Below are 23,827 nucleotides of genomic sequence, written 5' to 3'. Positions count from 1 at the left end.
CACCCGATCGCTAAACATTCTTCGCGCCTCAGGATTTCTCATGCCCGTCACCGATATCGCCACGCGCGTCTACAATCACGGCTGGCGGCTGGACCCGGTGGTGCGCAGCCTGCTCGACACCGATTTCTACAAATTGCTGATGTTGCAGCTCATCTGGCAGCGGCACGCTGACGTGCAGGCGACCTTCGCGCTGATCAACCGCACCACCTCGGTGCGCCTCGGCGCGGTGATCGACGAACGCGAGCTGCGCGAACAGCTCGACCACGCCCGGTCGCTGCGCTTCTCGAAGCGTGAGCTGATCTGGCTCGCCGGCAACAGCTTCTACGGCAAGCAGCGCATGTTCGCACCCGATTTCCTCGCCTGGCTCGCCGACTTCCGCCTGCCCGACTACGAACTGCGCACCATCGACGGCCAGTTCGAACTCCATTTCGACGGGCCTTGGACACACACGACGATGTGGGAAATCCCGGCGCTCGCCATCGTCAACGAACTGCGCTCGCGCGCCGCGCTGAAGGGCAGGGGGCGGTTCGAGCTCGACATCCTCTACGCCCGCGCCAAGGCGAAATTGTGGGACAAGGTGGAGCGGTTGCGCGCCATCCCCGATCTCGCCCTGTCGGACTTCGGGACGCGCCGGCGCCACGGCTTCCTGTGGCAGCGCTGGTGCGTCGAGGCGGTGAAGGAAGGGCTGGGCAGCCGCTTCATCGGCACCTCCAACGTCCTGCTCGCGATGGACAACGACCTGGAGGCGATCGGCACCAACGCGCACGAACTGCCGATGGTGCTGGCGGCTCTGGCGGGCGACGATGCCGGGGTCGCCGCTGCGCCCTATCGCGTGCTGGAGGAGTGGCGCGCGCATTACGACGGCAATCTGCTGATCGCGCTGCCCGACGCCTTCGGCACCGCGGCCTTCCTGCGGCACGCCCCCGACTGGCTGGCCGACTGGACCGGCTTCCGCCCCGATTCGATGCCGCCGATCGAGGGTGGCGAACAGATCATGGCCTGGTGGCAGGCGCATGGCGTCGACCCGCGCCAGCGGCTGCTGATCTTTTCGGACGGGATGGACGTCGACAGCATCGAGGCGACCGCGCGCCATTTCCGCGGCCGGGTGCGGACCAGCTTCGGTTGGGGCACGAACCTCACCAACGACTTCCGGGGCTGCGATCCTGAGGGCGGCCATGCGCTCGAACCCATTTCGCTGGTCGCGAAGGTCATCGCCGCCAACGGCCGCCCGGCGGTGAAACTCTCGGACAATCCCGCCAAGGCGACCGGCGATCCTGCTGAAATCGCCCGCTATCGTCGCATCTTCGGCGACGAGGGCCGGCCGGCGCGCAGCGTCACGGTGTGACGCCGCCTCTGCCTCGTCGCGATCGCGGCCACGCGTGATTGGTCCGTTTTGCACAAAATGTTAAGACGCGCCGGATATGAGTCTCGCCGGAACGGAGTTGGTTGTGTCGGTCATCGGGACATTCCTGCGAAGGGCGGAGCGGGCGTTCGATCGCGCGCTGGGTGTCCCACGTGATGATATAGCGTTGCGCGCCGATCTGATCGACACGATGATGCTGCGCCCCGTCGGCGTCTTGACCGCAAGCCTCGGCTTTCTGCTGATGAGCGCGTCGGCCTGCTGGTTCGCACGGACCGGCTGGGCCGTCGCCTGGCTCGTCACGGACCTTGTCCTGCTCGCTGCGCGCATCGTGCCGGCGTGGATCGCGTGGCGGACGAACAGCCGCGTGCCCTATCGCATCGCCCGCATCATCCTCCTGCTCGCCAGCCTGATGTTCGCGACCTTCGGCGTCGGCTGTGCGTTCAGCTTCGCGACCGGCATCCAGGAATTGCAGCTGGCCGCGACGATGGCGGTCATGGCGTTGTTCACCGGCCTCGCGATCCGCTGGGCGGCGCTGCCGCGGCTCAGCATCGCGATGCACGTGGTCGTGGGCGCGCCGATGGCCTGCGCACTCGCCGGGATCGGCGCGTTCGTGCTCCTGCTGTTCGCGGTGCTCGCGATCGGGTCGATCGTGCTGACCGTCCAGAACAATCGCACGCTGCTGGCGGTCCTCGCCGCCAAGCGCCAGGCGCAGCAGCTCGCGCGCACCGACGTGCTAACGCAGCTGGTCAACCGCGCCGGCCTCGATATCGAGCTCGAACGCCTGGCCGGCACCAGCACCCGATCCGTGTCGCTGCTGTTCCTCGACCTCGACGGGTTCAAGGGCATCAACGATCGCTACGGCCATGCCGCGGGCGATCGGCTGCTGGTGGAGATCGGCGCCCGGCTGCGTGCGGTGGCCGGGGAACAGGTGGTGGCGCGGCTCGGCGGCGACGAATTCGTGATCGTCCTGCCCGATGCCGGCGCCCAGATGGCGGAGGTCATGGCCGCCGCCGTACGCGAAGCCATCACCCGCCCGATCCATCTGCGCGAACACGGCGCCTTGGTCAGCGTCGGCGTCAGCCTCGGCTGCGCGAGCGGCTCGCTCGTGGTCGATGGCGCCGCGCGGCTGCTTGCCGATGCGGATGCCGCCCTCTATGCCGCCAAGCGCCGCCGCCACCGACAGGCCGCCCGTCAGGCCGCGCCGCGCAACGCGGCCTGACGCTATCGCCTACAGCGTCTTTTCGTAGACGGTGTAGGTCTTGTTGACCCGGCTCTGGATCGTCTCGGCGATCGAGCGCATCCCCTGATTGTCCTCCAGGATCCAGCCGATCTCGCCGCGGCTCGCGCCATAGCGCTCCACCGACGCGCGGCGGATATATTCGATCATCATGAAGGCGAGCTGGCTCGCCATCCGCGACGATTGCAGCTCCTTCACCACGCCCATCAACGGCACGCGCATCGTGCGCACCTTGGGATGGCGCAGCCACAGCAACAGCTTCGCCCAGCCGAACGGCAGCAGCGACCCGTTCAGCGGTTTGATTGCTTCATTGAGGTCGGGAAGCGTGATCATGAACGCCACCGGCTTGCCGTCCAACTCGGCGATACGGATCAGGTCGTTGAACACGATCGGCTTCAGCTTGACGCCCACGTCCTTGATTTCGGGCGGGGTGAGGGGGACGAACCCCCAATTGTCGCTCCACGCATCGTTCAGGATGGCGAGGATGATCGCCGCCTCTTCCTCAAACTTACGCTTGTCGACCTCGCGCACGACGATGCGCGGATTGTTCTCGCCCGATTTGATGATCCGTTTGACGATCGGCGGGAATTCCTGGGTGATATCCAGCTCGTAGGTGAAGAGCTGCTTGGCCGCCGTATAGCCCGCACGCTCGATCCACCCCTGATACTCCGGTTTGGCATGGCCCATCATGATCGTCGGCGCATGGTCGAAACCCTGCACCAGCAGGCCCGGCTCTTCCCAGATCGACTGCGAGATCGGCCCCAGCGCGCGCGTGATGCCCTGCGCGCGCAGCCAGCCCTCGGCCTTGGCGAGCAGCGCGACGAAGATATCCTCGCGCTCGGCATCCATCAGGCCCCATTGGCCGACACCGGGGCCGAAGCCCTGCACCGCCGGCATGGTCAGCGCCAGCGTATCGATATGCGCAGAGATGCGCCCGACCACGCGGCCGCCCTCGCGCGCCAGGAACAGCTGCGCCTTGGCGTGGCTGTACCAGCCGTTCTTTTCGGGCGTGATCAGGCCCAGCGCCTCGCCCTTCAGCGGCGGCACCCAATTGGGATCATCCTTGTACAGCCGGAACGGCAGGTCGACGAACGCCTTGCGGTCGCTCTTGCTGGTGACGGGCGTAATCGTCAGGTCGCTCAACATATCCCTCCCATGTCGGACCATGCACTCCATTCAGTCCTCCCCCGCCAGGGGGAGGTGGCATGCCGTGAGGCATGACGGAGGGGGAGGTTAGGGAAGCGCCTCGTAATCGAGGACATTCCTGTCCGCCCCCTCCGTCACCGCCTTCGGCGGCGCCACCTCCCCCTTGGCGGGGGAGGACTAAGCTGCGGCGCCGAACATCGGTCGGCTCTAGCACGTCGGACAACGGGGTCGAGTGACGATTCCGTCATCTGTGATCGAGAGGATGCGCCGTCGCACGCCTGTAAATGCCACGCTGTCGCCACTATCTAAGCGCAATGGACCACGCCATGGAAAGCTCGCTGACCCTCTCGCGCAGCCCCGCTCCGGCGGCGGCCGCCGCGCGGACCCCGCGCCCGCGGATCGCCGACGACAAGGCGATGCTGCGCGCCGCTGCCGAACTGACGCGCGACCTCATCGCGCCGCGCCCCAGCATCTACTGGGCCGATCTGATCGCCTCGGCGGTGATCGGCTATGGCGCGTTGGCGGTTGCGGTGACGGTGCAGGGCACCGGCTGGGTCGTGCTGGCGGCAGTGGTGTCGGCGCTGGCGCTGTACCGCGCGCTCAGCTTCATCCACGAAGTCAGCCACATGAAGCACAGCGCGCTGCCGCGCTTCCGTGGCGGCTGGAACGCGCTGGTCGGCGTGCCGATGCTCACCCCCAGCTTCATGTACGAAGGCGTGCATAACCTGCACCATGCCAAGACGCGCTACGGCACGTCGGAGGATCCCGAATATCTGCCGCTCGCGCTGATGAAGCCGTGGACGCTGCCCGCGTTCGTCGTCATTTCCGCGCTCGCGCCGATCGGTCTGCTGATCCGCTATGCGATCCTGTCGCCGATCTCGCTGCTGTCGCCCAAGCTGCGCACGACGATCGTCGAACGCTATTCGGCGCTGGCGATCAACCCGGCCTTCCGCCGCCGCGCGCCGGAGGGCGAGGCGAAGGTGCTGTGGAACCGCGTCGAAACCGCCGCAAGCCTCTGGGCGATCGCGATCGTCGTGCTGACCGCGACCGGCGTCTTCTCTCTGCGTGGCGTGCTGATCGCGCTGGGAATTGGATCGGGCGTCGCGGTGGTCAATCAGGTGCGTACGCTGGTGGCGCACCTGTGGGAAAATGACGGCGAGCCGATGAGCGTCACCGCGCAATATCTCGACTCGGTCAACGTGCCCCCGCCCGCGCTGTTGCCGGCTTTATGGGCGCCCGTCGGCCTGCGCTACCACGCGCTGCACCACCTGCTGCCTAGCCTGCCCTATCATTCGCTTGGCGAGGCGCACCGCCGCATCACCGCCGCGCTGGAGCAGGACTCGCCCTATCACAAGGCGAGCTACGCTGGCCTGCCGGGCCTGGTGAACAAGATCGTGCGGAGCACTTTCGTCGCCCGCTAAACCGGCGTAGGGTCGGCCGATTGGGGCATATCGAGGGGGAATGGCCGCATGAGCATCGTGTTGGTCATGGCCCTGCTTGCCGAAGCGGTCACCGCAACGCCGAACCCGCTTCCGAAGGGCACCGTCACGGTCGCGATACGCGCTGACGACGATCAGGCGGCGGCCTTTGCCGAAACGGTCGGATCGTCGCTCTCCGCCGCCGACTTCCTCGTCCTCCCGCCGGCCGGGCCGAGCCGCTACCAAGCCCGCGTCACGATCGATCGCGACGTCCGCGGCCTCGTCACGGCACCCGCTCCCGTGGCGGGCCCCGACGTCAGCGTCGGCAATTGGGGCAGTGGCGTCCGGATCAGCCTGCCGACCCGCAAGCAGGATCTGCGGCCCCTGGTCGTGACGCGGATGACGCTGACCCTCGTCGACGTGCGCAGCGATCGCACCCTATGGACCGGCACCGCGGTGACGACGCAGGTCGGTGGCACGCCTGCCGACGATCCGCACGTGCTCGGCACGAAGCTAGCCGATGCGCTGGTGGTGCGCATGCCCGCCATTCTGGATGGCGCGCTGTCGATCCCCTGACCGGCGGATCACCCCATCTGGTCGAACAGGCTCGGCATCGCTCCGTTCGTCTGCGCCGCCAGCGTCGCGGCCGCATCGCGCGTGCGCTCGCTCCACCCGCGTGCCTGACGTTCCTCGCTGCTCATCGCATCGTATTGCGTCACCAGTGTCTGGCTGTAGGCCGCAAAGCTGCCGCCCTTGATCGCGCCCGTCGCACTCTCCCGCTCGCGCGATTGCAACGCGGCCTTGGCGGCGCTCACCTCGGTCCGCGAAAAGCCGCCGGTCTGGTTGAGCGCGATCGCCGCCAGCGCCCGGCCCGACAGCTCGTCCAGCTTGGGCGTCGCCGTCTTGCCCGCGCTCTTATACTGCGCGTCCAGCGTCGCGCGCACCTCCTTGGACAGTGCGGTGAAATCCTTCTTCGCGTCGGCGATCTGGGCGGACGCGCGCCTGGCGGCGGGGGAGATCGTCGCCACGTCCCCCTTGCTCGCGCTCGTCGCGGCCTTGGCCGGCTGTGCCGCCGGCGCGGTGCCGGTCGCGGTGACGGCAGCGGTCGACGTGCGGGCCGTCACGCCATAGCGTGATGCCAGTTGCGCCTGCATCAGTGCCGCAGCACCCGTTCCGGTCAGATTGGCCATCGCCCGATATCCCCTGCCGCCGTGCGACACAGCGCACGACGCCGGAGGAGGATAGGTCTCCATGGTTAACGAAGCGTCAGGACCGGGCGCTGTTGGATCGCGGGTCGTGAACAGACCCGAATATCATGCTGTAAGTCCTTGGGCCGCCAGCTCATCATAGGATCGGCAGATATGCCGCTGTCCTACACGCAACGGGATGTGCCACCCGTGTGTCGGTCATGCGCCACCGCTCTTTCACTCCCCGACGCGGGATTCGGAAAACACCTGCGCGGGTGAGACTTTTGTGACTTTCCGCGTGACCCTATTCCTCGGTGCGGATCAGCACCGCCTCGCCGATCAGCAGGAACAGCAGGAACGGCGCCCAGGCAGCGAGGAAGGGCGGGTAAGCGCCCAGATTGCCCATCGCCAGCGCGAAATTGTCCGCGACGAAATAGGCGAAGCCCAGCGCCATGCCGATCACCGCGCGCACGAACAGCTGCCCCGATCGCGCGATGCCGAACGCCGCCACCGCACCCAGCAACGGCATCAGCACTGCGGACAGCGGCCCGGAGAATTTGTGCCACAGCGTGCCCTCCAGCGACTTGGTCGGCCGCCCCGCATCGCGCAGGTCGCCGATCGCGGCATTGAGCTGCGTGAAGTCCAGCCCGTCGGGATTGACGTTGCCCAGCGTGAACTGGTCGGGGCGCACGTCGCCGGCGATCGTCACCCGGCCCAGCGACTGGAGCTTGCCGCTCGCCACGTCGAAGCGCGTCGCCGGTTCGATGTCCCAGCCGTTGGCTACGCGGTGGCCGTGCGGCGCGGTGATGATCGCCTCCAGCCGCCCGGCGGTCCGGTCGTAGACGGTGATGTTGCCCAGGCGCGTGGCATTGCCCCGCCCGCGCACCTGTTGCACCGCGATCAGGTCGTCGCCATCGCGCACCCAGACGTTGGTGCGCTCGCCCCGATCGATCGGCAGTGCGCCGTAATCGACGTCCTTCCACTGGTCGAGCGTCGCGGTCGCGCGCGTCACGATCCGCTCGTTGAACACGAAGCTCACCGCCGCGACCCCCAGGCTCGCGACGAGCAGCGGCGCTAGCACCTGATGCGCCGACAGGCCGGCGGCCTTCAGCGCGATGACCTCGCTGTTCTGGTTCATCGTGATCAGCGTCAGGATCGTGCCGAGCAGGACGGAGAAGGGCAGCAGGAACGCGATGATCTGCGGCGCGCGCAGCGTCACGTACGTCCACACCTGCGCCTGCGTGTTGCCGGGATGCGCCAGGATCGATCCCGATTCGCTCAGCAGATCGAGCGTCTGCAGGATCAGCAGCAGCGCGGCGAGCAGCCCGAAGGTGCGCACCAGGAACATCCGCCCCATGTAGATGGCGACGGTACGTGACGGGAAGAAGCTGCTCATGCCGCCACTCCCTTCTTGCGACCGCGGCCGGGCAGGTAGCGGGTGATCGCCTTTCCGATCTTGCCGAAGGCACGCTCGATCGCGCCGATCGGCTGGCCGCCGGGCACATAGGCGATCTGATAATACATCCAGATGATCAGGCCGGCGAAGATCACGAACGGCACCCAGAGCGCGATCAGCGGGTCGATCCGCCCCAGTTCGCCGATCGACGCGGCATATTCGTTCACCTTGTGGTACGCGACGATCATCACGATCGCCAGGAACACGCCGACGCCCGAGCTTGATCGCTTCGGCGGCACGCCCAGCGCCACCGCGAGCAGTGGCAACAGGAACATCGTCGCCACCTCGACCAGGCGGAAATGGAACTCCGACCGGCTGCTGTCGCGCTGCTGCTCGCTGGCCGAGGCATGGCCCAGCTTGGCCAGTTCGGGCAGCGTGAACTCCAGGTTGCGTCCCCCGCGCTGGCGGAAATTCTCGTAGCGGGGCAGGGGGATAGGCAGATCGTGGCTGGTGAAGGTCAGCACGCGCGGCACGGCGAAATTGGGCGCCTTGTGCACCAACGTGCCATTGGTCAGGCGGAAGATGATCGTGTTGGGATCGTCGGTCGCGAGGAACTGGCCCGACTGCGCCGTCACCGAATAGGTCGTGCCCTTGTCGCTGTAGCGCACGAAGATGCCGTCCAGCTTGCGCCCGCTGTCATGGCTCTGCTCGATGCGCAGCGTCATGCGGTCGCCGAAATGGGTGAATTCGCCGACCTTGATCGACGCCCCCAGCGCACCCGTGCGCAGCTCGAAGCGCAGCTGCTCATAATAGTATCGCGCCTTGGGCTGGACGAAGCCGACGATCGCGATGTTGAGTGCGGCGAGGATCAGCGCATACATGAACGGCACGCGCAGCAGCCGCGAATAGCTCACCCCCACCGCACGCAGCACATCCAGCTCCGAATTGGCGGCAAGCCGGCGGAAGGCGAGCAGGATGCCGAGCAACAGCCCGATCGGAATGCCAAGGCCGAGATATTCGGGCAGCAGGTTGGCGAGCATCCGCCACACGACGCTGATCGGCCCGCCCTCGGTCGCGACGAAGTCGAACAGCCGGCGGATGCGGTCGAGCACCAGCAGCATGGCGGCGATCGTCAGCGTCGAAAACAACGGCAACGCGATCAGCCGGGCCATGTAACGATCGAGGGAAGTCATGCTGAACGAAGGCTCGCGCCAGGGAAAGGAGCCAAGGCTATAAGCGGGATGGCGGGGCACGTCAGCCCCCGGCGACAGCCTGTGTCGCCGCCCGTCACTCCGCGGCGATCTGGTGCGGCGGGGCGGGGCGGTCGCCCTGCGCCATGGCGGTCGCGATCGCGCGCTCCAGACCGCCCAGCGTGAACGGCTTGCGCAGCACCTGATGGTGGCCGAACTCGCTCGCATTCGCCTCGCCCGCAAAGCCGGTGACGAACAGCACGGCGATATGCGGATAGGCAGGCCCGATCTCCGCGATCAGCTCGGGCCCCGTCTGCCCCGGCATCAGCACGTCGGAGATGATGAGGTCGATCCCCGCATGGCTCGCCAGCAGCCCCGCCGCCTTGGTCGGCGCGTCGCAGGCGATGGCATGGTGGCCCAGCTCGTCGAGCGCGCCCATCGTCGCCATCAGCACGCGCGGATCGTCCTCGACGACCAGCACGTGGAGGCCCTCCGGCGCGACGGCCGGTGCCGGCGGGGTCGCGGCCACGACGGTCGTCTCGGCCTGCGGCTGCTGCCGGTCGCGCGGCAGGTACAGCGTCACGGTGGTGCCTTCGCCCGGCGCGGTGTCGATCGCGATCGCGCCGCCCAGCTGCTGCACCAGCGCGAAGATCTGGCTGAGGCCCAGCCCCGTGCCCTTGCCGGCGGCCTTGGTGGTGAAGAAGGGTTCGTAGACCCGCTCGACCACCTCGGGCGTCATGCCCTCGCCGGTGTCGGTCACCGCGATCGTCACGTAATCGCCCGCCGCGCAATGATCGACCTGATGCTCGTCCAGCGTCACCGCGCCGGTCGCAATGGCCAGCTCGCCTCGGCCATGCATCGCATCGCGCGCATTGACCGCGAGGTTCAGGATCGCATTTTCCAGCTGCACGCGGTCGGCGCGTACCTGCCATCCCCCGGCACTGTCGCGCGTCGTCACGGTGATGCCGTCGCCCAGCGTGCGGTCGATCAGCTCCGACATGCCCGACACCAATTGGGCCACCGCGATGGGTTCGGGCTTCAGCGATTCCTCACGGCTGAAGGCGAGTAGCCGCCGGGTCAGCGCCGCCGCACGATTGGCGCCGTCGGCTGCATTGTCGAGGTGTCGCGCCGCCGCGTCGGGATCCCCCACCAGCGACCGTCGCGCCAACTCGAGTCCGCCCAGAACCACCGCGAGCATATTGTTGAAGTCATGCGCGATGCCGCCGGTCAGCTGCCCGACCGCGTCCATCTTCTGCGCCTGCCGCAGCTTGGCCTCCTGCACGCGCAATTCGTCGGTCGCCTGCCGCACCGCATTCGCCAGCGCCTCGGCCCGTTCGCGCGCGGCATCGGCATCGGCCCGCGCCAGCGCCCGCTCGCCGATCGCCCGCACCGTCAGCCAGCCGAGCACGACCGCGCCGATCACGATCAGCCCGCCGAACACCGCCAGCACGCCCGCGATCCGGCTCGACCGGTCGACGGTGCGCATCGCATCCGCGGTGCGCGCATCGAGCAACGCGCGCTCGCCCTCTATGATCTCGTCCAACGTCCGGTCGATCGCCGCCAGCGTCGGCGACTGGCGCGCCTTGTAATAGCGGGCGAGCGCCTGGGCGTTCTTGCCATAAGTGGTGCTGAGTGCGGTCAGCGACAGCTCCTCGCCGCGCTGCTGGTACGCCTCGCGCAGCCGCGCCACGCGTGCGCTCTGCTCGCCGGTCTCGCGCGTCAGCCCTTCCAGCTTGTTGAGCTGCGTACCCGCCAGCCGCCACTGATCGTAATAGAGCTGGCCCAGCTCCTGCTCGGCCTTGCCGCTGATGACGTAGCGGCCCAACGACGCCTCCGATCGGGCGATCGTGCCCGACAGGGTGCGGGCCAGGATCATCACGTCATAGCTATGCGCCTGTGCCGCCAGCGCCCGGTCCCGCTGCCGGTTCGCCTCGCCCAGCGTCACGATCAGTGCGACGAGCACCGCCGCGCCGAGCAGACCCATTACGACCAGCGTGACGGTCCGCCACGCCGCATTGCGTTCGGAATCCCCCCCCGGGGCCATCTCGGCGCCGTCCCGCATCACGGCAGCGACGCTAACGCGTTTGTCCGGTCAAGGAAAGGTGAGGGCGACCGGCTTCAGCCGATCGCGCCCACGGCCTGGCCCGCCGCCCGGAATCGTTCGATCACCGTATCCAGCTGGGCCGGCGTATGCTCCGCGCACAGCGAACAGCGCAGCAGGAACGTGCCGGCCGGCGTTGCGGGCGGGCGCGCCATGTTGACGTAGACGCCCGCTTCCAGCAGCCCCTGCCACATCGCGACCGCCTGCGTCTGGTCATCCAGGATCACCGCGACGATCGCGCTGTCCGGCTGTTCGGTGCCGAGGCGGAAGCCCAGCGCCTTCAGCCCGCCATGCAACTGGCGCGCGTTCGACCACAATTGCTCGCGCTTGGCAGTCGCGGTCATCAGCTTGCGGATCGATGCGGTCGCGGTCGCGACGACGCTCGGCGGCAGGCTGGCGGTGAAGATGTATGCGCGGCAGGCGAGGCGGATCGCCTCGAACTTGGGATGGTTCGAAATGCAGAAGCCGCCGACCGTGCCGACCGATTTGGAGAAGGTGCCGACGACGAAGTCGACCTCGCCCTCCAGCCCCTGCGCCTCATACACGCCGCGGCCGTTGGGACCGTAGAAGCCCATCGAATGCGCCTCGTCGGACAGCACCATCGCGCCATGCTTCTTGGCGACCGCGACCATTTCCTTCAGCGGCGCAACGTCGCCGAGCATCGAATAGACGCCCTCCAGCACGACGAGCTTGCCCGCGTCCTTCGGCAGGCGACCCAGCCGCTTGTCGAGATCCTCGACGCTGTTGTGGCGGAAGCGGACGATCTCGGCGACGCCCTGCTTGCAGCCATCGTAGATCGAGGCGTGGCTGTCGGCGTCGAGGATGACATATTCGCCCTTGCCGACCAATGTCGAGATCATGCCCAGATTGGCCATGTAGCCCGTCGAAAAGACGATCGCACCGCTGACGCCGTAGAAGTCGCGCAGTGCCGCCTCGGCTTCCATATGGTCGCGGAAGGTGCCGTTGAGCATGCGGCTGCCGTTGGTGCCAGATCCGAACTGGTCGAGCGCGGCATGGCCGGCGGCGATGACGTCGGGGTCGAACGTCATGCCCATGTAATTGTAGGTGCCGAGCAGGATCGTGTCGCGGCCGGCGATCACCGCTTCGGTCGGGCTCTTCACCTGTTCCATCACGATTGCGAACGGATCGGTGACGCCGGTATCGATCAGCGCCTGCCGCTCGGCGATCAGGCCGTCGAACTTCGACATCAGATCGCGTTCCGGAGCGACCGGGGCGGGGTCGAGGTCCAGCGCCTCGGGCTGCAGGCCGGTCTCGGTCATGCCTCGGCCTTCAGCTTGGCGACCGCATCGGTCAGCTGGCCGATATTCTCGATCTCCGCCTGCATGTTCATCGTGATGATGATGTCGAACTCGTCCTCGATCGCCGCGACGAAGTCCATCACGGTCAGGCTGTCCCATTCGAGGTCGCCCTGAAAGGTCGTCGCTTCGGTCAGCGCTACGCCCTTCTTGTTGAACGGTTCGATCTGGCTCTTGATCGTATCGAGGATCTGGGTGCGGTCGGTCATGATGGTCATCCGAATGGCGGCCAAATGCGGCGGTGTTGCGGCGCTATAGCAGCCCGCGGGCGCGATACCATCGTGCCGTTGCGGCGAGGCCATGCTCGGGCGCGATCTCCGGCGTCCACAGGTCGGCGGGCGGTCGCATCGCGGGGCGGGCGGTCCAGTCCGGGTGCGCGAGATAGCCGACACGATCGGCGGTGAGCTTCGCCCCGTCGCGGCGGACCGCGCGATCCAATTTGGCGCCCAGCATCAGCGCCGCCTTGGGCAGATGCAGCGTCAGCACGCGCTTCCGCCCCACCGCGCGCGCGATCGCCTGCGCCATCGCGGCATGGGTCAGCACATGGCCGTCATCGACCTCGTACACCGCCGGCGGCACCTGCGTCGTAGCGAGCGCCAGCAGCAGCCGCGCCAGATCGTCCACCGCGATCAGCGACACGCGCCCGCGCGGTGGCAGCAAGGCGAGGCCCATCCGCGCGGCGCGGAACAGGTCGCGCATCTCCATGTCGCCGGGGCCGTAGACGCCGCTCGGCCGCACGATGCTCCAGTCGAGCCCGCTCGCTTCGACCAGCGTCTCGGCCTCGGCCTTCGACCAGCCGTAGATCGACAGATCCGGCTCGCGCGCCGACAGCGACGAGACATGGACGAACCGCCGGACGCCTGCGGCCTGCGCGGCGGCGATCATCGCCCGCGTGCCATCGATATTGCCGGCGACGAAGCCCGCCTTCGTCGGCGTGCTGACGACACCCGCGACATGCACGATCGCGTCGGCGCCCTCGACCAGTGCGGCGAGGCTTTCGGGTCGATCGAGCGCGCCCTCGATCCACGTCACGCCGTCCCGCGCCCGTTGCGGCCGGCGGGTGAGGGCCCGCACGCTATGGCCGACGGACAGCGCCCGCTCGACCAGCGCCCCGCCAACGAAGCCGGTCGCCCCGGTGATGGCGAGGGTGGTCACGACCCAAACCCCGCTCCACACTCACCGTCATCCCCGCGCAGGCGGGGATCCAGACTGGCGAACCTCTCGGCTCCATCGCCAACGCTGGAGGTTATGGATCCCCGCCTCCGCGGGGATGACGGGGCGGGCCGCATCACACCAACGCCAGATGGTTGCGATGCACCAGAGCCGCGCGCGGCGCATAGCCCAGGATCGCCGCCTGCTCCTCCGACCGCGTCCCCACCAGCCGCACCGCCTCGGCGGCGTCATATTCCGACAGCCCCCGCGCGACCGTCCCGTCGGGTCCCTCGATCGACACCAGGTCACCGCGCCCGAACGCACCTTCGACCCCCGTCACGCCCGCTGCCAGCAGGCTGCCACCTGCGGCCAAAGCACGCGCTGCCCCAGCGTCGACATGCACGCGCCCGCGCGCCGTCAGCCCGCCCGCCAGCCACGCCTTGCGTGCCGACGCTGCCCGCTCCGCCACGAACAGCGTATGGCGGGGATCGCCGGCCAACGGATGCTCCATCCGGCCGCTCGCGATGGCGAGGTGCGCGCCCGCCCCGGTCGCAATCCGCGCGGCGGCGATCTTCGACACCATGCCGCCCGATCCCATGCCCGACGCCGATCCGCCGTCCGCCATGCCTGCGACCGCATCGATCCGCTCGACCCGCGCGACGTGGCGCGCGTCGGGGTTTGTATGCGGGTTGGCGTCGTACAGACCATCGACGTCGGACAGCAGCACCACGCCCTGCGCGCCCGCCGCCTGCGCGACGCGTGCCGCCAGCCGGTCGTTGTCGCCAAAGCGGATTTCCTCGGTCGCGACGCTGTCATTCTCGTTGATGATCGGCACGACGCCCAGGCCCAGCAGCCGCCCCAGCGTCGCCGCGGCATTCAGATAGCGCCGCCGATCCTCCAGATCGTCCAGCGTCACCAGCATCTGCGCCGCCGTCAGCCCGTGCGCGCCGAGCAGCTCCGTCCAGGTCTGGCTGAGCGCGATCTGCCCCGTCGCCGCCGCCGCCTGCGCATCTTCCAGACTGGCGCGCCCGCCCTTGGCAAGGCCTAGCCGCCGCGCACCCAGCGCGATCGCTCCGGACGATACCACCGCCACCTGCTGCCCCGCCGCGACGCGCCCGGCGATATCCGCCACCAGCGTCGCCAGCCACGCGCGCCGCACTGCTCCGTCCGGCGCCACGAGCAACGCCGACCCGACCTTGACGATCAGGCGAGAGCAGGCGGTCGGCGGGAAGAGTGCGTCCTGCATGGGATCAGAGCGGCGACCAGCTGATCTCGTCTTCGCCCTCGTCGCTGTCGGGCACCGCTTCGGGGCCGGGCCCGATGCTGTCGAGCAGGCGGTCGAGCACCCAGTCGACCCCCGTGCCGGCCGCGCCGGACAGCGGGATGACGTCCGCACCACTCGCCTCGGCGAGTTCGGCGGAGAGCGCCTCGATCAGTTCGTCGTCGAGCATGTCGATCTTGTTGAGCGCGATGACGTGCGGCTTGTCGATCAGCCCGCCGCCATAGGCCTCCAGCTCGTCGCGGACGATGCGATAGCTTTCGGCGACGTCGGCGTCGTTGGCGTCGACCAGATGCAGCAACACGCGGCAGCGTTCGATATGCCCCAGGAAGCGGTCGCCGATGCCGGCGCCGTCCGCCGCGCCCTCGATCAGGCCGGGGATGTCGGCAACGACAAATTCGCGGTTGCGGTGGCGCACCACGCCCAGCTGCGGGCGGGTCGTGGTGAAGGCATAGGCGCCGACCTTCGCCTGCGCATTGGTGACGGCGTTGATGAAGGTCGATTTGCCGGCATTGGGCAGCCCCACCAGCCCGGCATCGGCGAGCAGCTTCAGCCGCAGCCATACCCACGCCTCTTCGCACGGCCAGCCGGTGCCGTGCTGGCGCGGCGTGCGGTTGGTCGAGGTCTTGTAGCTTGCATTGCCGCGCCCGCCGTCGCCGCCGCGCAGGAACACCTCGCGCTGGCCGACCTTGGTGAAGTCGAGCAACACCTCTTCCTTGTCTTCGGACAGCACCTGCGTGCCGACCGGCACCTTGATGACCAGATCGTCGCCACCGCCGCCGGTGCGGTTGCTGCCCGATCCGCCATGGCCGCGTTGCGCGCGGAAGTGCTGCGTGTACCGGAAGTCGATCAGCGTATTCAGGCCGGCGACCGCTTCGAAGACGATGTCGCCGCCCTTGCCGCCGTTGCCGCCATCAGGGCCGCCATATTCGATGAACTTTTCGCGCCGGAAGCTGACGGCGCCGGGGCCGCCGGTGCCCGAACGGACGAAAATCTTGGCTTGGTCGAGGAAATGCATGCCGCCTCTTTAGCGAAAGGCGCGCGAACGGCCACCCCTGCCGGCGCATCCTGACGCCCCGCAGGGCGACGAGGTTGTACCGCCATAATGAGTAGCGCTATGAGGGGCGCAGTGAAGTCGGCGTCCGATCCCCAAGCCTCGTTGCCACCCCCCGCTCGGCTGGGGTGGGTGCGCGCTTTCGATACCGCCTCCTTGCCGGCAAACGAGCGCTATGAGGTCTGGCGCGACGGCGACGTCGCCAATCTGTCGACCCGCTACGAAACGACGCCGGAAGAACCCTTTACGGCGGCGATGGATTGGCTCGATCTCGGTACGCTTGGGATCGGCCATGCGGTCTTCACGTCGCAGCAGTGGGAGCGCACCCGGCAGAAAGCGGCGCGCGACGACAATGACGATTTTGTGATCAACGTGCGCCATGCCGGCGCCGCGATCTTCGAGATGGACGGGCGGGAGGCCATTGCGCCGACCGGATCGATCGTCATCGCCGACATGGCGCGTCCGAAGCACCATTTCTCGGAAGCTTCGATCAGCACCGGCATGGCGTTGAAACGGGCAGATGTGGAGCGCCTGTTCCCCTCGACCCGCGCGCTGCACGGCCACGTCGTCGCGCCGGAACATGCCGCGCTTCTCGTGTCGCATTTGGCGCTGTTGCGCGGGCAGGCGGAGCATTTGCCGGCGGCCAGCGGGCCGATGCTGGCGCAGACGATCCTCGATCTCCTGTCGGTATCGGTCGCGGCGAGCTTCGCCGAGCGGCCGGTGGATCGCGATCGGCATGAGCGCGCCTTACGCGTCCAGCTGCGCGACGAGATCGAACGCAACCTCGGCTCCCCCTCGCTCACCGTGGCGCGCCTCAGCCGTTCGCTCGGCGTCTCGCGCTCCACCTTGTACCGATTGTTGCAGGACGAAGGCGGCGTGCAGGCCTATGTCCGCACGCGGCGTCTGGAAAAGGTCGCGGAGGCGTTGCGCCGCGAAGGCGGGCGGGGGACGATCGCGGCGCTGGCCGAACGCTGGGGCTTTTGCGATGCCGCCTATCTGGGGCGCGCCTTTCGCGAGACCTATGGCATGACGCCCGGCGACTATCACGCGATGCACGCCGCCCATCCGCGGGTCTGACGCGCACCGGCAGCACGATATAGGCCGTCATGCCTATGGACCGGTTCGGGACCAAACTCTATCGTCAGCACCATGTCGCAGGTCCCTGAGAACGAACGCTTCCCTTCGGCGCCATCATCCTCCCGCTTGGGCTGGATTCCCTTTTTCGATACGGCAGCGCTGGCGGAGCGGGACCGGTTCAGCGCGTGGCGCGATTCCGACATCCGCAATCTCTCACAGCATTTCGAAACCCGGCCGACCCAGCCGTTCCAGGCACGGATCGAAGGGCTCGATCTCGGCACGATGTTGCTCAACCACGTCCATATCTCGGCCCAGGACTGGCACCGCGGCGCGGCGCATCTGCGCGATCAGGCCGACGGGCTCGTCGTCAACGTGCGACACGCCGGCGGCGCCTGGGGTCGGATGGGCGATCGCGACGTTCGCGCGCGGGATGGCGCGGTGGTGCTGACCGACATGGCGCTGGGCAATACGCATGTGTCCGAAGCCTCGGTCTCGACCAGCTTCGTGCTGCCGCGCGCGCTTGCCGAACGTGTCCTGCCCTCGGTCCGCAGCCTGCACGGCCATGTCGTGCCCGCCGAGCAGGCAGCATTGCTGACCAGCCACCTCACGGCGCTGCGGCACCACGCCCGTCACCTGCCAGCAAGCAGCGGCCCCGCGGTGGCGCAGACCGTCGTCGATCTGCTCGCACTGGTGGTCCATGCCAGCCTCGGCGAGCGCCCCGGCGACCGCGAACAGCATGACCGCGCGCTGCGCGTCCAGTTGCGTGACGAGATCGAACGCAACCTCGGCTCGCCCTCGCTCAGCGTCGCGCGTCTCAGCCGCACGCTCGGGGTGTCACGCTCGACGCTATATCGCTTGTTGCAGGATGAGGGCGGCGTACAGGCCTATATCCGTGCGCGCCGGCTGGCCAAGGTGGCAGAGGCCTTGCAGCGGCGCGGCGACCGCCAGACGATCGCGGCGCTCGCTGACCGATGGGGCTTTTGCGATGCCGCCTATCTGGGGCGCGCGTTTCGCGAAACCTATGGCATGACGCCGGGCGACTATCACGCGATGCACGCAAGCGGCTTGCCACCGACCGGCATCGCGACCCCCATCGCAATGCCGGCCGGCCGCATCGTCACTCCCTAGGCCGCGACAAGCGGTTCGGCAGCAACGCGCATCCGTCCCGCGATCGAAGCCATCAGGCCGGATCGCGTTCGGATCGATCGAGTACGCCCCACGTTCCACCGCTCTGGGATTTGACCAATTCGGTGCCGCAGCGGCTGCACGTACACCGCCACCGTGATCCGTCCGACCAGACCCGACGACGCGAACGCTTGTGGCCGATGACCAGACAGATGGGAGCTAAAACGCGTTTCATGCCAGGTCATCCACTCGATGCGGCCTCTTTAGGGAAAGAGAGCGTGCCGCATCAGGGGCTTGGCCATTGTCGGTGTTGCAGGCGCTATTGATCGCGTCTCACGCTGGCGTCTCGCCGGGTGCTTCGTTGCGCAACAGCATCCCAACCGCCAGATCGCGCGCCTTGCTGCGCGGCAGGTCGAGCGCGCGCGCCATTGCCGCGCCGAGCAGCGCGTCGCCCAGCGCCATCAGCATCAGGTGCAGCGTCTCTTCCTGGATCGGCCGCTCGGGTGGTTGCACGCCATCGGCAAGTTCGTCGACCAGATCGTGGACGGCGGACAGGATCGGATCGAGCGCATCGCGATTGCCCGACAGGATCATCCAGCTCGCCAGCGCACCCGCGCCGCCGCTGTCGAAGGCATCGAAGACGAGGTCGACGATGCGCCGCGGATCGGGCTCCCCGCCGCGGTTGCCCAGCACGGCATCGCGAATCACCCCCGTGATCTGCGCCGCCATCCGCGCGATCAGTGCCTGTTGCAGCCCTTCCGCCGAGCCAAAGTGATGCAGCAGATTGGCATGCGTGCGGCCGATCCGCGCGCCGACCGCCTTCAGCGTCACCGCCTGCGGGCCGCTTTCGACCAGCAATTGCTGGGCAGCGATCAGCGCGGCTTCCCGGCTTTCGGTGGGGGACAGGCGGCGGCGCAAAGGGGCCGGGACGGGGGTTGAAGCGCTCAGGACGATGGCCTATTTACATTGATGTAAGCAAATGCGGATATCGTCCTAGTACGGAGGAAATCATGGCGAAAGCAACCACGCCGCACGATCTGGTCATTACTGCGCGCGATCGCCGCTTCGGTCGTGGCGCCCGGATGGGCCGCTGGTGGCTGAACGACGATCCGATCGCGACCGCCTTCTACAACGCCTTGTCCGTCACCTTTCCCAAGGGGGAGGGCTTCTTCGTCGACAGCGTGCGCCGCTTTCGCGAGGCCACGTCGCCACGCCTGACGCGCGAGATCAACGCCTTCATCAAGCAAGAGGTGCTGCACACGCGCGAACATGTCGCGTTCAACCGTCATGTCAACGACCAGGGCTATGACGTGACGCTGCTCGACCGCGACGTCGATGCGGCGCTGGCATTGACCAAGGGGCGTCCGCCGATCGCCAGCCTTGCAGCGACCACCGCGCTCGAACATTTCACCGCGATGCTGGCGCATGAGCTGATCGCCAATCCCCGCCATCTTGCTGGTGGCGAGGACCAGGCGCGCGCTCTGTGGCTGTGGCACGCGGCCGAGGAGATCGAGCACAAGGGCGTCGCCTATGACACGTGGCTGCACGCGACGCGCGACTGGCCGCGCTTCCGCCGCTGGTGGGTCAAGTCGTTCGTCATGCTGATGACGACGAAGCATTTCTTCGTCGGCCGGACGCGCGGCATGCTCGAGCTGTTGCGGCAGGATGGCCTCACCGGTCCGCGCGTCTGGGCGCGGCTCGCCTGGTATGCGTTCGGCAATCCCGGCATGGCGCGCAAGGTGGCGGGCGTCTGGGCGGCTTATTTCCTGCCCGGCTTCCACCCGTGGAAGCACGACGACCGGGACCTGATCCGCCTGGCCGAGAGCGATTACGAGGCGGCGGTGATGCCGAGGGCGGTCACCGCCTGACGGTGGTCAGTCGAGCGCGGCCAGAAACGCGACGGCGGCGTCATAGTCACGCCGCCTGTTCGCCCGCGCCTGTTCGGCCAGCAGATCGCTGCCCCACAATTCCGCCTGCCAATCCTCGTCGACATGCGCGGCGGCCCATAGCGTATCGGGATCGCCCGCCCGTTCGATCAGCGCGAGTGCCAGCACCAGCGACCCGGTGATCGTCACCACCGGCGACAGGCCTGCGAGGTGGAAGGCGTCGAGCGTCGCTACCGCCTCGCCGAGGCGCGTCAGCGTCGCGGGTGGCTGGGCGCGGTGGACGATCCCCGCGGTCGGCTCGAAATGGACGTCGTAGCGGGTCCGGGCCCAGTCGAGCCAGGGATCCCACGCCGCCTGCTGCCGTGCAATCAGATCGTCGGGCGATTCGGCCCGATAATAGAGTAGGTCGGTCGCGCCATAGGCGGCCAGCCCCGCCGCGAAGGACGCGGGGTCGGCCGCGATCCGGTCGATCGCCGCATTGGCAAGGCCGGTCAGCGGCATCGCGCGCGGGTCCACCACCTCGGGCACCGCGCGCCATTCGCCCGCGACCGCCTCTGCCAGCGCGTCGGTCGGTAGCGCCAGCGGCACGCGGCCCGGCGTTCGCACCGGCCGCCCGTCGAGCGTCACCACCCGATCGGCGTCGATTGTTACCTCTGTCCAGAAACGCTTCATGGCCGGGGCGGCGTCCGCCAGCGGTGGGCGAGGGCGGCGGGCACCGTGGCGATGACGACCAGCGCCGACAGCGTGATCGCGACACCCAGCACCTTGGTGACCATATCGGGCGCACGCACCGCCAGCATCAGGCCGAACACCGCGCCGAGGCTGCCGGCGATGCGGCTGCCGACCATCGCCAGCCAGCGGCGCCGTGCGAGGGCATCGCCGCTCACGCCAGCAGCCCGGGCAGCGCGGCCACGCGCTCCGCCACCACGTCCGCGCCCGCATCGGCCAGGTCGCGGACGTCGTGATAGCCCCAGGCGACGCCCACCGCCCGCGCGCCCGCGGCCTTGGCCATCGCCATGTCGAAACTGGTGTCGCCGATCATCGCCGTCTCCTGCGCCGTCGCGCCCGCTTCGTCCATCGCGGCGATCAGCATCGCGGGGTCGGGCTTGGAGGGGTGCCGGTCCGCGGTTTGTAGGGTGACGAAATGATCGGTCAGGCCATGATGCGCCAAAATATGCGCAAGACCGCGGTCCGACTTGCCCGTCGCCACGCCCAACAGCCAGCCATCGTCCGCAAGGCCCTGCAAGACCGCAGCGATCCCGTCGAACAGTGGCTCTTCCGCCATCGCGCCGGTCGTCCGTAGGTGGAAGAAGGCGGCCTTGTAATCCGCCGCCATCTGCCGGTGCAGCGCATCCTCCGCTTGCGGAAGCAAGGTCGCGATCGCCTCGACCAGGCTCAGGCCGACGATCCGGCGGATCGCGCTGCGCGGCGGCGCGGGCAGAGCGGCGATCCGGAACGCATCCTCCATCGCCTGGCAGATATTGGCCTGGCTATCGACGAGCGTGCCGTCGCAGTCGAACACGGCAAGTTTGGTCATTCCCAGACGCCTACCGGGCAAGGGCGGGCACGCAAAGCGCAAATCGCTCGGCCCTCAATGCCCCCACCGTCACCTGGGCCTTGAGCCGGGGTCCCGCTGCGTCCCAAACCGCAAAACGCTCCGCCCCAGCGAATCCCAGCCCTAATCCTTCGCGGCCGCCCACCGCATCAGCGCGGCGATGTCGTCCTTGCCCTGCCGGTCGAAGCCCGCGATCACCCCCGCCCGGTCGGCGGCGGTCTTGTTCTGGCTCAGCTTGGTCGTGCCGCGCACTGCGCTGACGGTAATGGTGAACCCGCGAATGCCCGACAGTTGCTTCGCAAAGGCCTCGGGCGCCACCTTGCCGCGATCCCAGGGATTGTCGCGTGGCTCGTGGAGCGCCGCCAGTCGGTCCAGCTGTTCGGTCAGGCCCGCGGCGTTCACCTCATGCGCCACGCCGTCGATCTCGATCGTCTGGTAATTCCACGTCGGCACCTGATCACCCGGCACCGCATACCAGTTCGCGCTGACATAGCCGTGCGGCCCCGCCACGCTCGCCACCACCGCCGCGCCCTCCAGGTGGCGGACGATGCGATTCGCGCGCGAGACGTGAAAGCGCAAACCGTCGTCATGCAGCGTCACGGGTGCATGCACCACCATCGGGCCATCGGCGGTCGCGGCAAAGACATGCGCGAAGCCGATCCGCTCGGCCTCCGCCAGCAATGCCGCCGCCTCCGGCCGGAAGAGCGGATTGGGATGCATCAGCCCCGGCGGCCGCCCGGACCACTGCTTTTCGGGCCACCCGTCTTCGGCTTACCCGCCTTCGGACCGCTGCCTTTGCCGCCATCCTTGCCGGTCGGGGCTGCGCCACGCCGCCGCCGCTCGCCGCGGTTTTCCTTGCGCACCGTCTTCGCATGCGCCTTGGCGCGCTGCTTCAGCACGTCCTTGGGCGGCGGGCCCTTCTTGGGCTCCTCCAGCGGCAGCGCATCGCCCTGCGCCTCTTCGAAGCCCAGGCTCTTCAGGCTTTCGGCGAAGTGCGTCGGCAGGCTCGCCGTCTCGTCGATGCTGCCGCCATCGGGATGGTCGACGCGGATGCGCCGGGCGTGGAGGTGCATCTTGCGGCTGATCCCGCCGGTCAGGAACGCCGCCGCGCCGCCGTACTTGCCGTCGCCGACGATCGGATGGCCGATCGCCGCCATGTGGACGCGCAGCTGGTGCGTGCGGCCCGTAAAGGGTTGCAGCTCAACCCAGGCGCAACGGTTGCCCGCCCGTTCGATCACGCGATAGCGGCTGCGCGCGGCCTGGCCGTTCTCCTCGTCGACGTGCATCTTCTCGCCGCCGGTGCCCGGCTGCTTGGCGATCGGCAGGTCGACCATGCCATCCTCGATCGATGGCACGCCGACGACCAGCGCCCAATAGACCTTTCGCGCGGTCCGCCCCGAAAACGCCTTGGCGAAGAAGGCGGCGGCACGGCTGGTGCGCGCGATCAGCAGCGCGCCCGACGTATCCTTGTCGAGCCGGTGAACCAGCTTCGGCCGTCCCTCGGCATCATATTGCAACGCATCCAGCAGCCCGTCGACATGCTCGGCGGTCTTGGTGCCACCCTGCGTTGCGAGGCCCGGCGGCTTGTTGAGGACCAGCGCCTGCAGATCCTTGTGGATCACCATCTCGCGCGCGAAGGCGATCTGGTCCTCGCTCAGCGGCGGCCGTTCGCGCTTCGGCTTGGCGACGATGGCGCCGGTTTCGTCCTTCACCTCGGGTTCGGGCGGCGGCACGCGCAGCGTTTGGCCCGCCTTGATCCGGTCTCCCGGCGTCGCGCGCGCGCCATCGACGCGCAGCTGGCCGGTCCGCGCCCATTTGGCGACCGTCGTGAAGCTCGTGTCGGGCAGATGCCGCTTGAACCAGCGATCCAGCCGGATGCCGTCGTCGTCATAGCCGACGTTGAATTGGCGAATGCTGCCCTCGTCGCCGCTCATGCCACCGCACTCCCAAACAGGCCGCGGGCCAGCATCAGCCCGGCAAACAGCGCGCCGATCGCGCCCGCGACCGATACGAAGACGTACAGGGCCGCCGTGGCCACCGCGCCACGCTCGACCAGCGTCACGACGTCGAGGCTGAACGACGAAAAGGTCGTGAACCCGCCCAGCACGCCGATGCCTAAGAACAGGCGCCAGTTCTCGCTGCCCCCGATCCGTGCGAGCACACCTGCCAGCAAGCCCATCAGCAGCCCGCCGACCAGGTTCACGGCCAGCGTACCATAAGGAAAATTCGGGCCGAGCGCAGTGAGGGCGATCCGGCCGGTCAGATACCGCGCCGCCGAACCCAGCGCACCGCCGGCCATGACGAGAAGAAGAGGAGGCATGATCGCTGCCCTAGAGCAAGTTCGT

The 23,827-nt window shown here is 68.2% G+C and carries 24 protein-coding genes; 7 read left to right on the top strand and 17 right to left on the bottom strand.

Annotation, left to right across the window (positions count from 1 at the left end; translation table 11 throughout):
• The first annotated feature begins 40 nt into the window (after positions 1 to 40).
• Together pncB and ACP690_RS05460 are read left to right on the top strand one after the other, a co-directional pair.
• Positions 41 to 1,345, top strand: coding sequence for a nicotinate phosphoribosyltransferase (pncB, locus tag ACP690_RS05465; RefSeq protein WP_426260415.1), 1,305 nt, complete (start codon positions 41 to 43; stop codon positions 1,343 to 1,345).
• Between the two features lie 184 nt (positions 1,346 to 1,529).
• Positions 1,530 to 2,582 carry a diguanylate cyclase domain-containing protein gene (locus tag ACP690_RS05460; protein ID WP_426260416.1) on the top strand — a complete coding sequence of 351 codons (1,053 nt, stop codon included), beginning with the start codon at positions 1,530 to 1,532 and terminating at the stop codon, positions 2,580 to 2,582.
• A 9-nt stretch (positions 2,583 to 2,591) separates the two neighbouring features.
• Here ACP690_RS05460 and ACP690_RS05455 read toward each other — a convergent pair whose 3' ends face one another.
• The gene (locus ACP690_RS05455; protein ID WP_426260417.1) at positions 2,592 to 3,746 is read right to left on the bottom strand and encodes an N-acetyltransferase; all 1,155 of its coding nucleotides are present in this window, start codon (positions 3,744 to 3,746) and stop codon (positions 2,592 to 2,594) included.
• A gap of 326 nt (positions 3,747 to 4,072) precedes the next feature.
• Here ACP690_RS05455 and ACP690_RS05450 point away from each other — a divergent pair, with 326 nt between their 5' ends.
• Together ACP690_RS05450 and ACP690_RS05445 are read left to right on the top strand one after the other, a co-directional pair.
• A complete protein-coding gene (locus ACP690_RS05450; RefSeq protein ID WP_426260418.1) occupies positions 4,073 to 5,167 on the top strand; it encodes a fatty acid desaturase family protein in 1,095 nt (364 codons plus the stop codon).
• Positions 5,168 to 5,215: 48 nt separating this feature from the next.
• Positions 5,216 to 5,740: a hypothetical protein gene (locus ACP690_RS05445; RefSeq protein ID WP_426260419.1), complete on the top strand. Its 525-nt coding sequence runs from the start codon at positions 5,216 to 5,218 to the stop codon at positions 5,738 to 5,740.
• Positions 5,741 to 5,748: 8 nt separating this feature from the next.
• Here the strand turns inward: ACP690_RS05445 and ACP690_RS05440 are convergent, their stop codons facing one another.
• From ACP690_RS05440 to obgE, 9 genes are all read right to left on the bottom strand, one after another.
• Positions 5,749 to 6,354, bottom strand: a complete 606-nt coding sequence (locus ACP690_RS05440; RefSeq protein ID WP_426260420.1) for a hypothetical protein — start codon at positions 6,352 to 6,354, stop codon at positions 5,749 to 5,751.
• 301 nt (positions 6,355 to 6,655) lie between these two features.
• Positions 6,656 to 7,747, bottom strand: a complete 1,092-nt coding sequence (lptG, locus tag ACP690_RS05435) for an LPS export ABC transporter permease LptG (RefSeq protein WP_017978284.1) — start codon at positions 7,745 to 7,747, stop codon at positions 6,656 to 6,658.
• Complete coding sequence (gene lptF / locus ACP690_RS05430) at positions 7,744 to 8,919, bottom strand: LPS export ABC transporter permease LptF (protein ID WP_017978285.1); 1,176 nt, start codon at positions 8,917 to 8,919, stop codon at positions 7,744 to 7,746. The genes lptG and lptF overlap by 4 nt, the downstream gene beginning before the upstream one ends.
• Positions 8,920 to 9,034: 115 nt before the next feature.
• Positions 9,035 to 10,999 carry an ATP-binding protein gene (locus ACP690_RS05425; RefSeq protein WP_426260527.1) on the bottom strand — a complete coding sequence of 655 codons (1,965 nt, stop codon included), beginning with the start codon at positions 10,997 to 10,999 and terminating at the stop codon, positions 9,035 to 9,037.
• A 56-nt stretch (positions 11,000 to 11,055) separates the two neighbouring features.
• Positions 11,056 to 12,318, bottom strand: a complete 1,263-nt coding sequence (gene spt, locus ACP690_RS05420; protein ID WP_426260421.1) for a serine palmitoyltransferase — start codon at positions 12,316 to 12,318, stop codon at positions 11,056 to 11,058.
• Positions 12,315 to 12,563, bottom strand: a complete 249-nt coding sequence (locus tag ACP690_RS05415; RefSeq protein WP_241892080.1) for an acyl carrier protein — start codon at positions 12,561 to 12,563, stop codon at positions 12,315 to 12,317. Before ACP690_RS05415 ends, spt begins: the two co-directional genes overlap by 4 nt.
• 43 nt (positions 12,564 to 12,606) lie before the next feature.
• Positions 12,607 to 13,509, bottom strand: a complete 903-nt coding sequence (locus ACP690_RS05410; RefSeq protein WP_426260422.1) for an SDR family oxidoreductase — start codon at positions 13,507 to 13,509, stop codon at positions 12,607 to 12,609.
• Positions 13,510 to 13,642: 133 nt separating this feature from the next.
• Positions 13,643 to 14,752 carry a glutamate 5-kinase gene (gene proB / locus ACP690_RS05405; RefSeq protein ID WP_426260423.1) on the bottom strand — a complete coding sequence of 370 codons (1,110 nt, stop codon included), beginning with the start codon at positions 14,750 to 14,752 and terminating at the stop codon, positions 13,643 to 13,645.
• A gap of 4 nt (positions 14,753 to 14,756) precedes the next feature.
• On the bottom strand, positions 14,757 to 15,803 hold the full coding sequence (obgE, locus tag ACP690_RS05400; RefSeq protein ID WP_017978291.1) for a GTPase ObgE: 1,047 nt from the start codon (positions 15,801 to 15,803) through the stop codon (positions 14,757 to 14,759).
• 168 nt (positions 15,804 to 15,971) lie between these two features.
• Here obgE and ACP690_RS05395 point away from each other — a divergent pair, with 168 nt between their 5' ends.
• Positions 15,972 to 16,916, top strand: a complete 945-nt coding sequence (locus tag ACP690_RS05395; protein WP_426260424.1) for a helix-turn-helix domain-containing protein — start codon at positions 15,972 to 15,974, stop codon at positions 16,914 to 16,916.
• A 126-nt stretch (positions 16,917 to 17,042) separates the two neighbouring features.
• Positions 17,043 to 18,044 (top strand): helix-turn-helix domain-containing protein, encoded by a 1,002-nt coding sequence (locus ACP690_RS05390; protein ID WP_426260425.1) that lies wholly within the window; start codon positions 17,043 to 17,045, stop codon positions 18,042 to 18,044.
• Between the two features lie 330 nt (positions 18,045 to 18,374).
• Here the strand turns inward: ACP690_RS05390 and ACP690_RS05385 are convergent, their stop codons facing one another.
• Positions 18,375 to 18,959, bottom strand: a complete 585-nt coding sequence (locus ACP690_RS05385) for a TetR/AcrR family transcriptional regulator (protein WP_043060135.1) — start codon at positions 18,957 to 18,959, stop codon at positions 18,375 to 18,377.
• Positions 18,960 to 19,051: 92 nt separating this feature from the next.
• Between ACP690_RS05385 and ACP690_RS05380 the strand changes: the two genes are divergently transcribed.
• Entirely contained in the window at positions 19,052 to 19,909 is an 858-nt protein-coding gene (locus ACP690_RS05380) for a metal-dependent hydrolase (protein ID WP_426260426.1), read from the top strand.
• Positions 19,910 to 19,915: 6 nt separating this feature from the next.
• On the opposite strand, the gene ACP690_RS05375 is transcribed toward ACP690_RS05380, so the two are convergent.
• From ACP690_RS05375 to crcB, 6 genes are all read right to left on the bottom strand, one after another.
• Positions 19,916 to 20,599 carry an ATP12 family chaperone protein gene (locus ACP690_RS05375; RefSeq protein ID WP_426260427.1) on the bottom strand — a complete coding sequence of 228 codons (684 nt, stop codon included), beginning with the start codon at positions 20,597 to 20,599 and terminating at the stop codon, positions 19,916 to 19,918.
• Positions 20,596 to 20,814 (bottom strand): hypothetical protein, encoded by a 219-nt coding sequence (locus ACP690_RS05370; RefSeq protein ID WP_020486445.1) that lies wholly within the window; start codon positions 20,812 to 20,814, stop codon positions 20,596 to 20,598. The genes ACP690_RS05375 and ACP690_RS05370 overlap by 4 nt, the downstream gene beginning before the upstream one ends.
• Positions 20,811 to 21,464 carry an HAD-IA family hydrolase gene (locus ACP690_RS05365; protein WP_017978298.1) on the bottom strand — a complete coding sequence of 218 codons (654 nt, stop codon included), beginning with the start codon at positions 21,462 to 21,464 and terminating at the stop codon, positions 20,811 to 20,813. The genes ACP690_RS05370 and ACP690_RS05365 overlap by 4 nt, the downstream gene beginning before the upstream one ends.
• A gap of 141 nt (positions 21,465 to 21,605) precedes the next feature.
• Positions 21,606 to 22,202, bottom strand: a complete 597-nt coding sequence (locus tag ACP690_RS05360; RefSeq protein ID WP_426260428.1) for an FMN-binding negative transcriptional regulator — start codon at positions 22,200 to 22,202, stop codon at positions 21,606 to 21,608.
• Entirely contained in the window at positions 22,202 to 23,416 is a 1,215-nt protein-coding gene (locus ACP690_RS05355; RefSeq protein ID WP_426260429.1) for an RluA family pseudouridine synthase, read from the bottom strand. The genes ACP690_RS05360 and ACP690_RS05355 overlap by 1 nt, the downstream gene beginning before the upstream one ends.
• A complete protein-coding gene (gene crcB / locus ACP690_RS05350; protein WP_426260430.1) occupies positions 23,413 to 23,802 on the bottom strand; it encodes a fluoride efflux transporter CrcB in 390 nt (129 codons plus the stop codon). The genes ACP690_RS05355 and crcB overlap by 4 nt, the downstream gene beginning before the upstream one ends.
• Positions 23,803 to 23,827 lie beyond the last annotated feature (25 nt).

The sequence above is a fragment of the Sphingomonas sp. DC4900 genome (assembly GCF_049896485.1).
Taxonomy (GTDB): domain Bacteria; phylum Pseudomonadota; class Alphaproteobacteria; order Sphingomonadales; family Sphingomonadaceae; genus Sphingomonas; species Sphingomonas aquatilis.
This window is presented reverse-complemented; position numbering and strand designations above follow the sequence as displayed.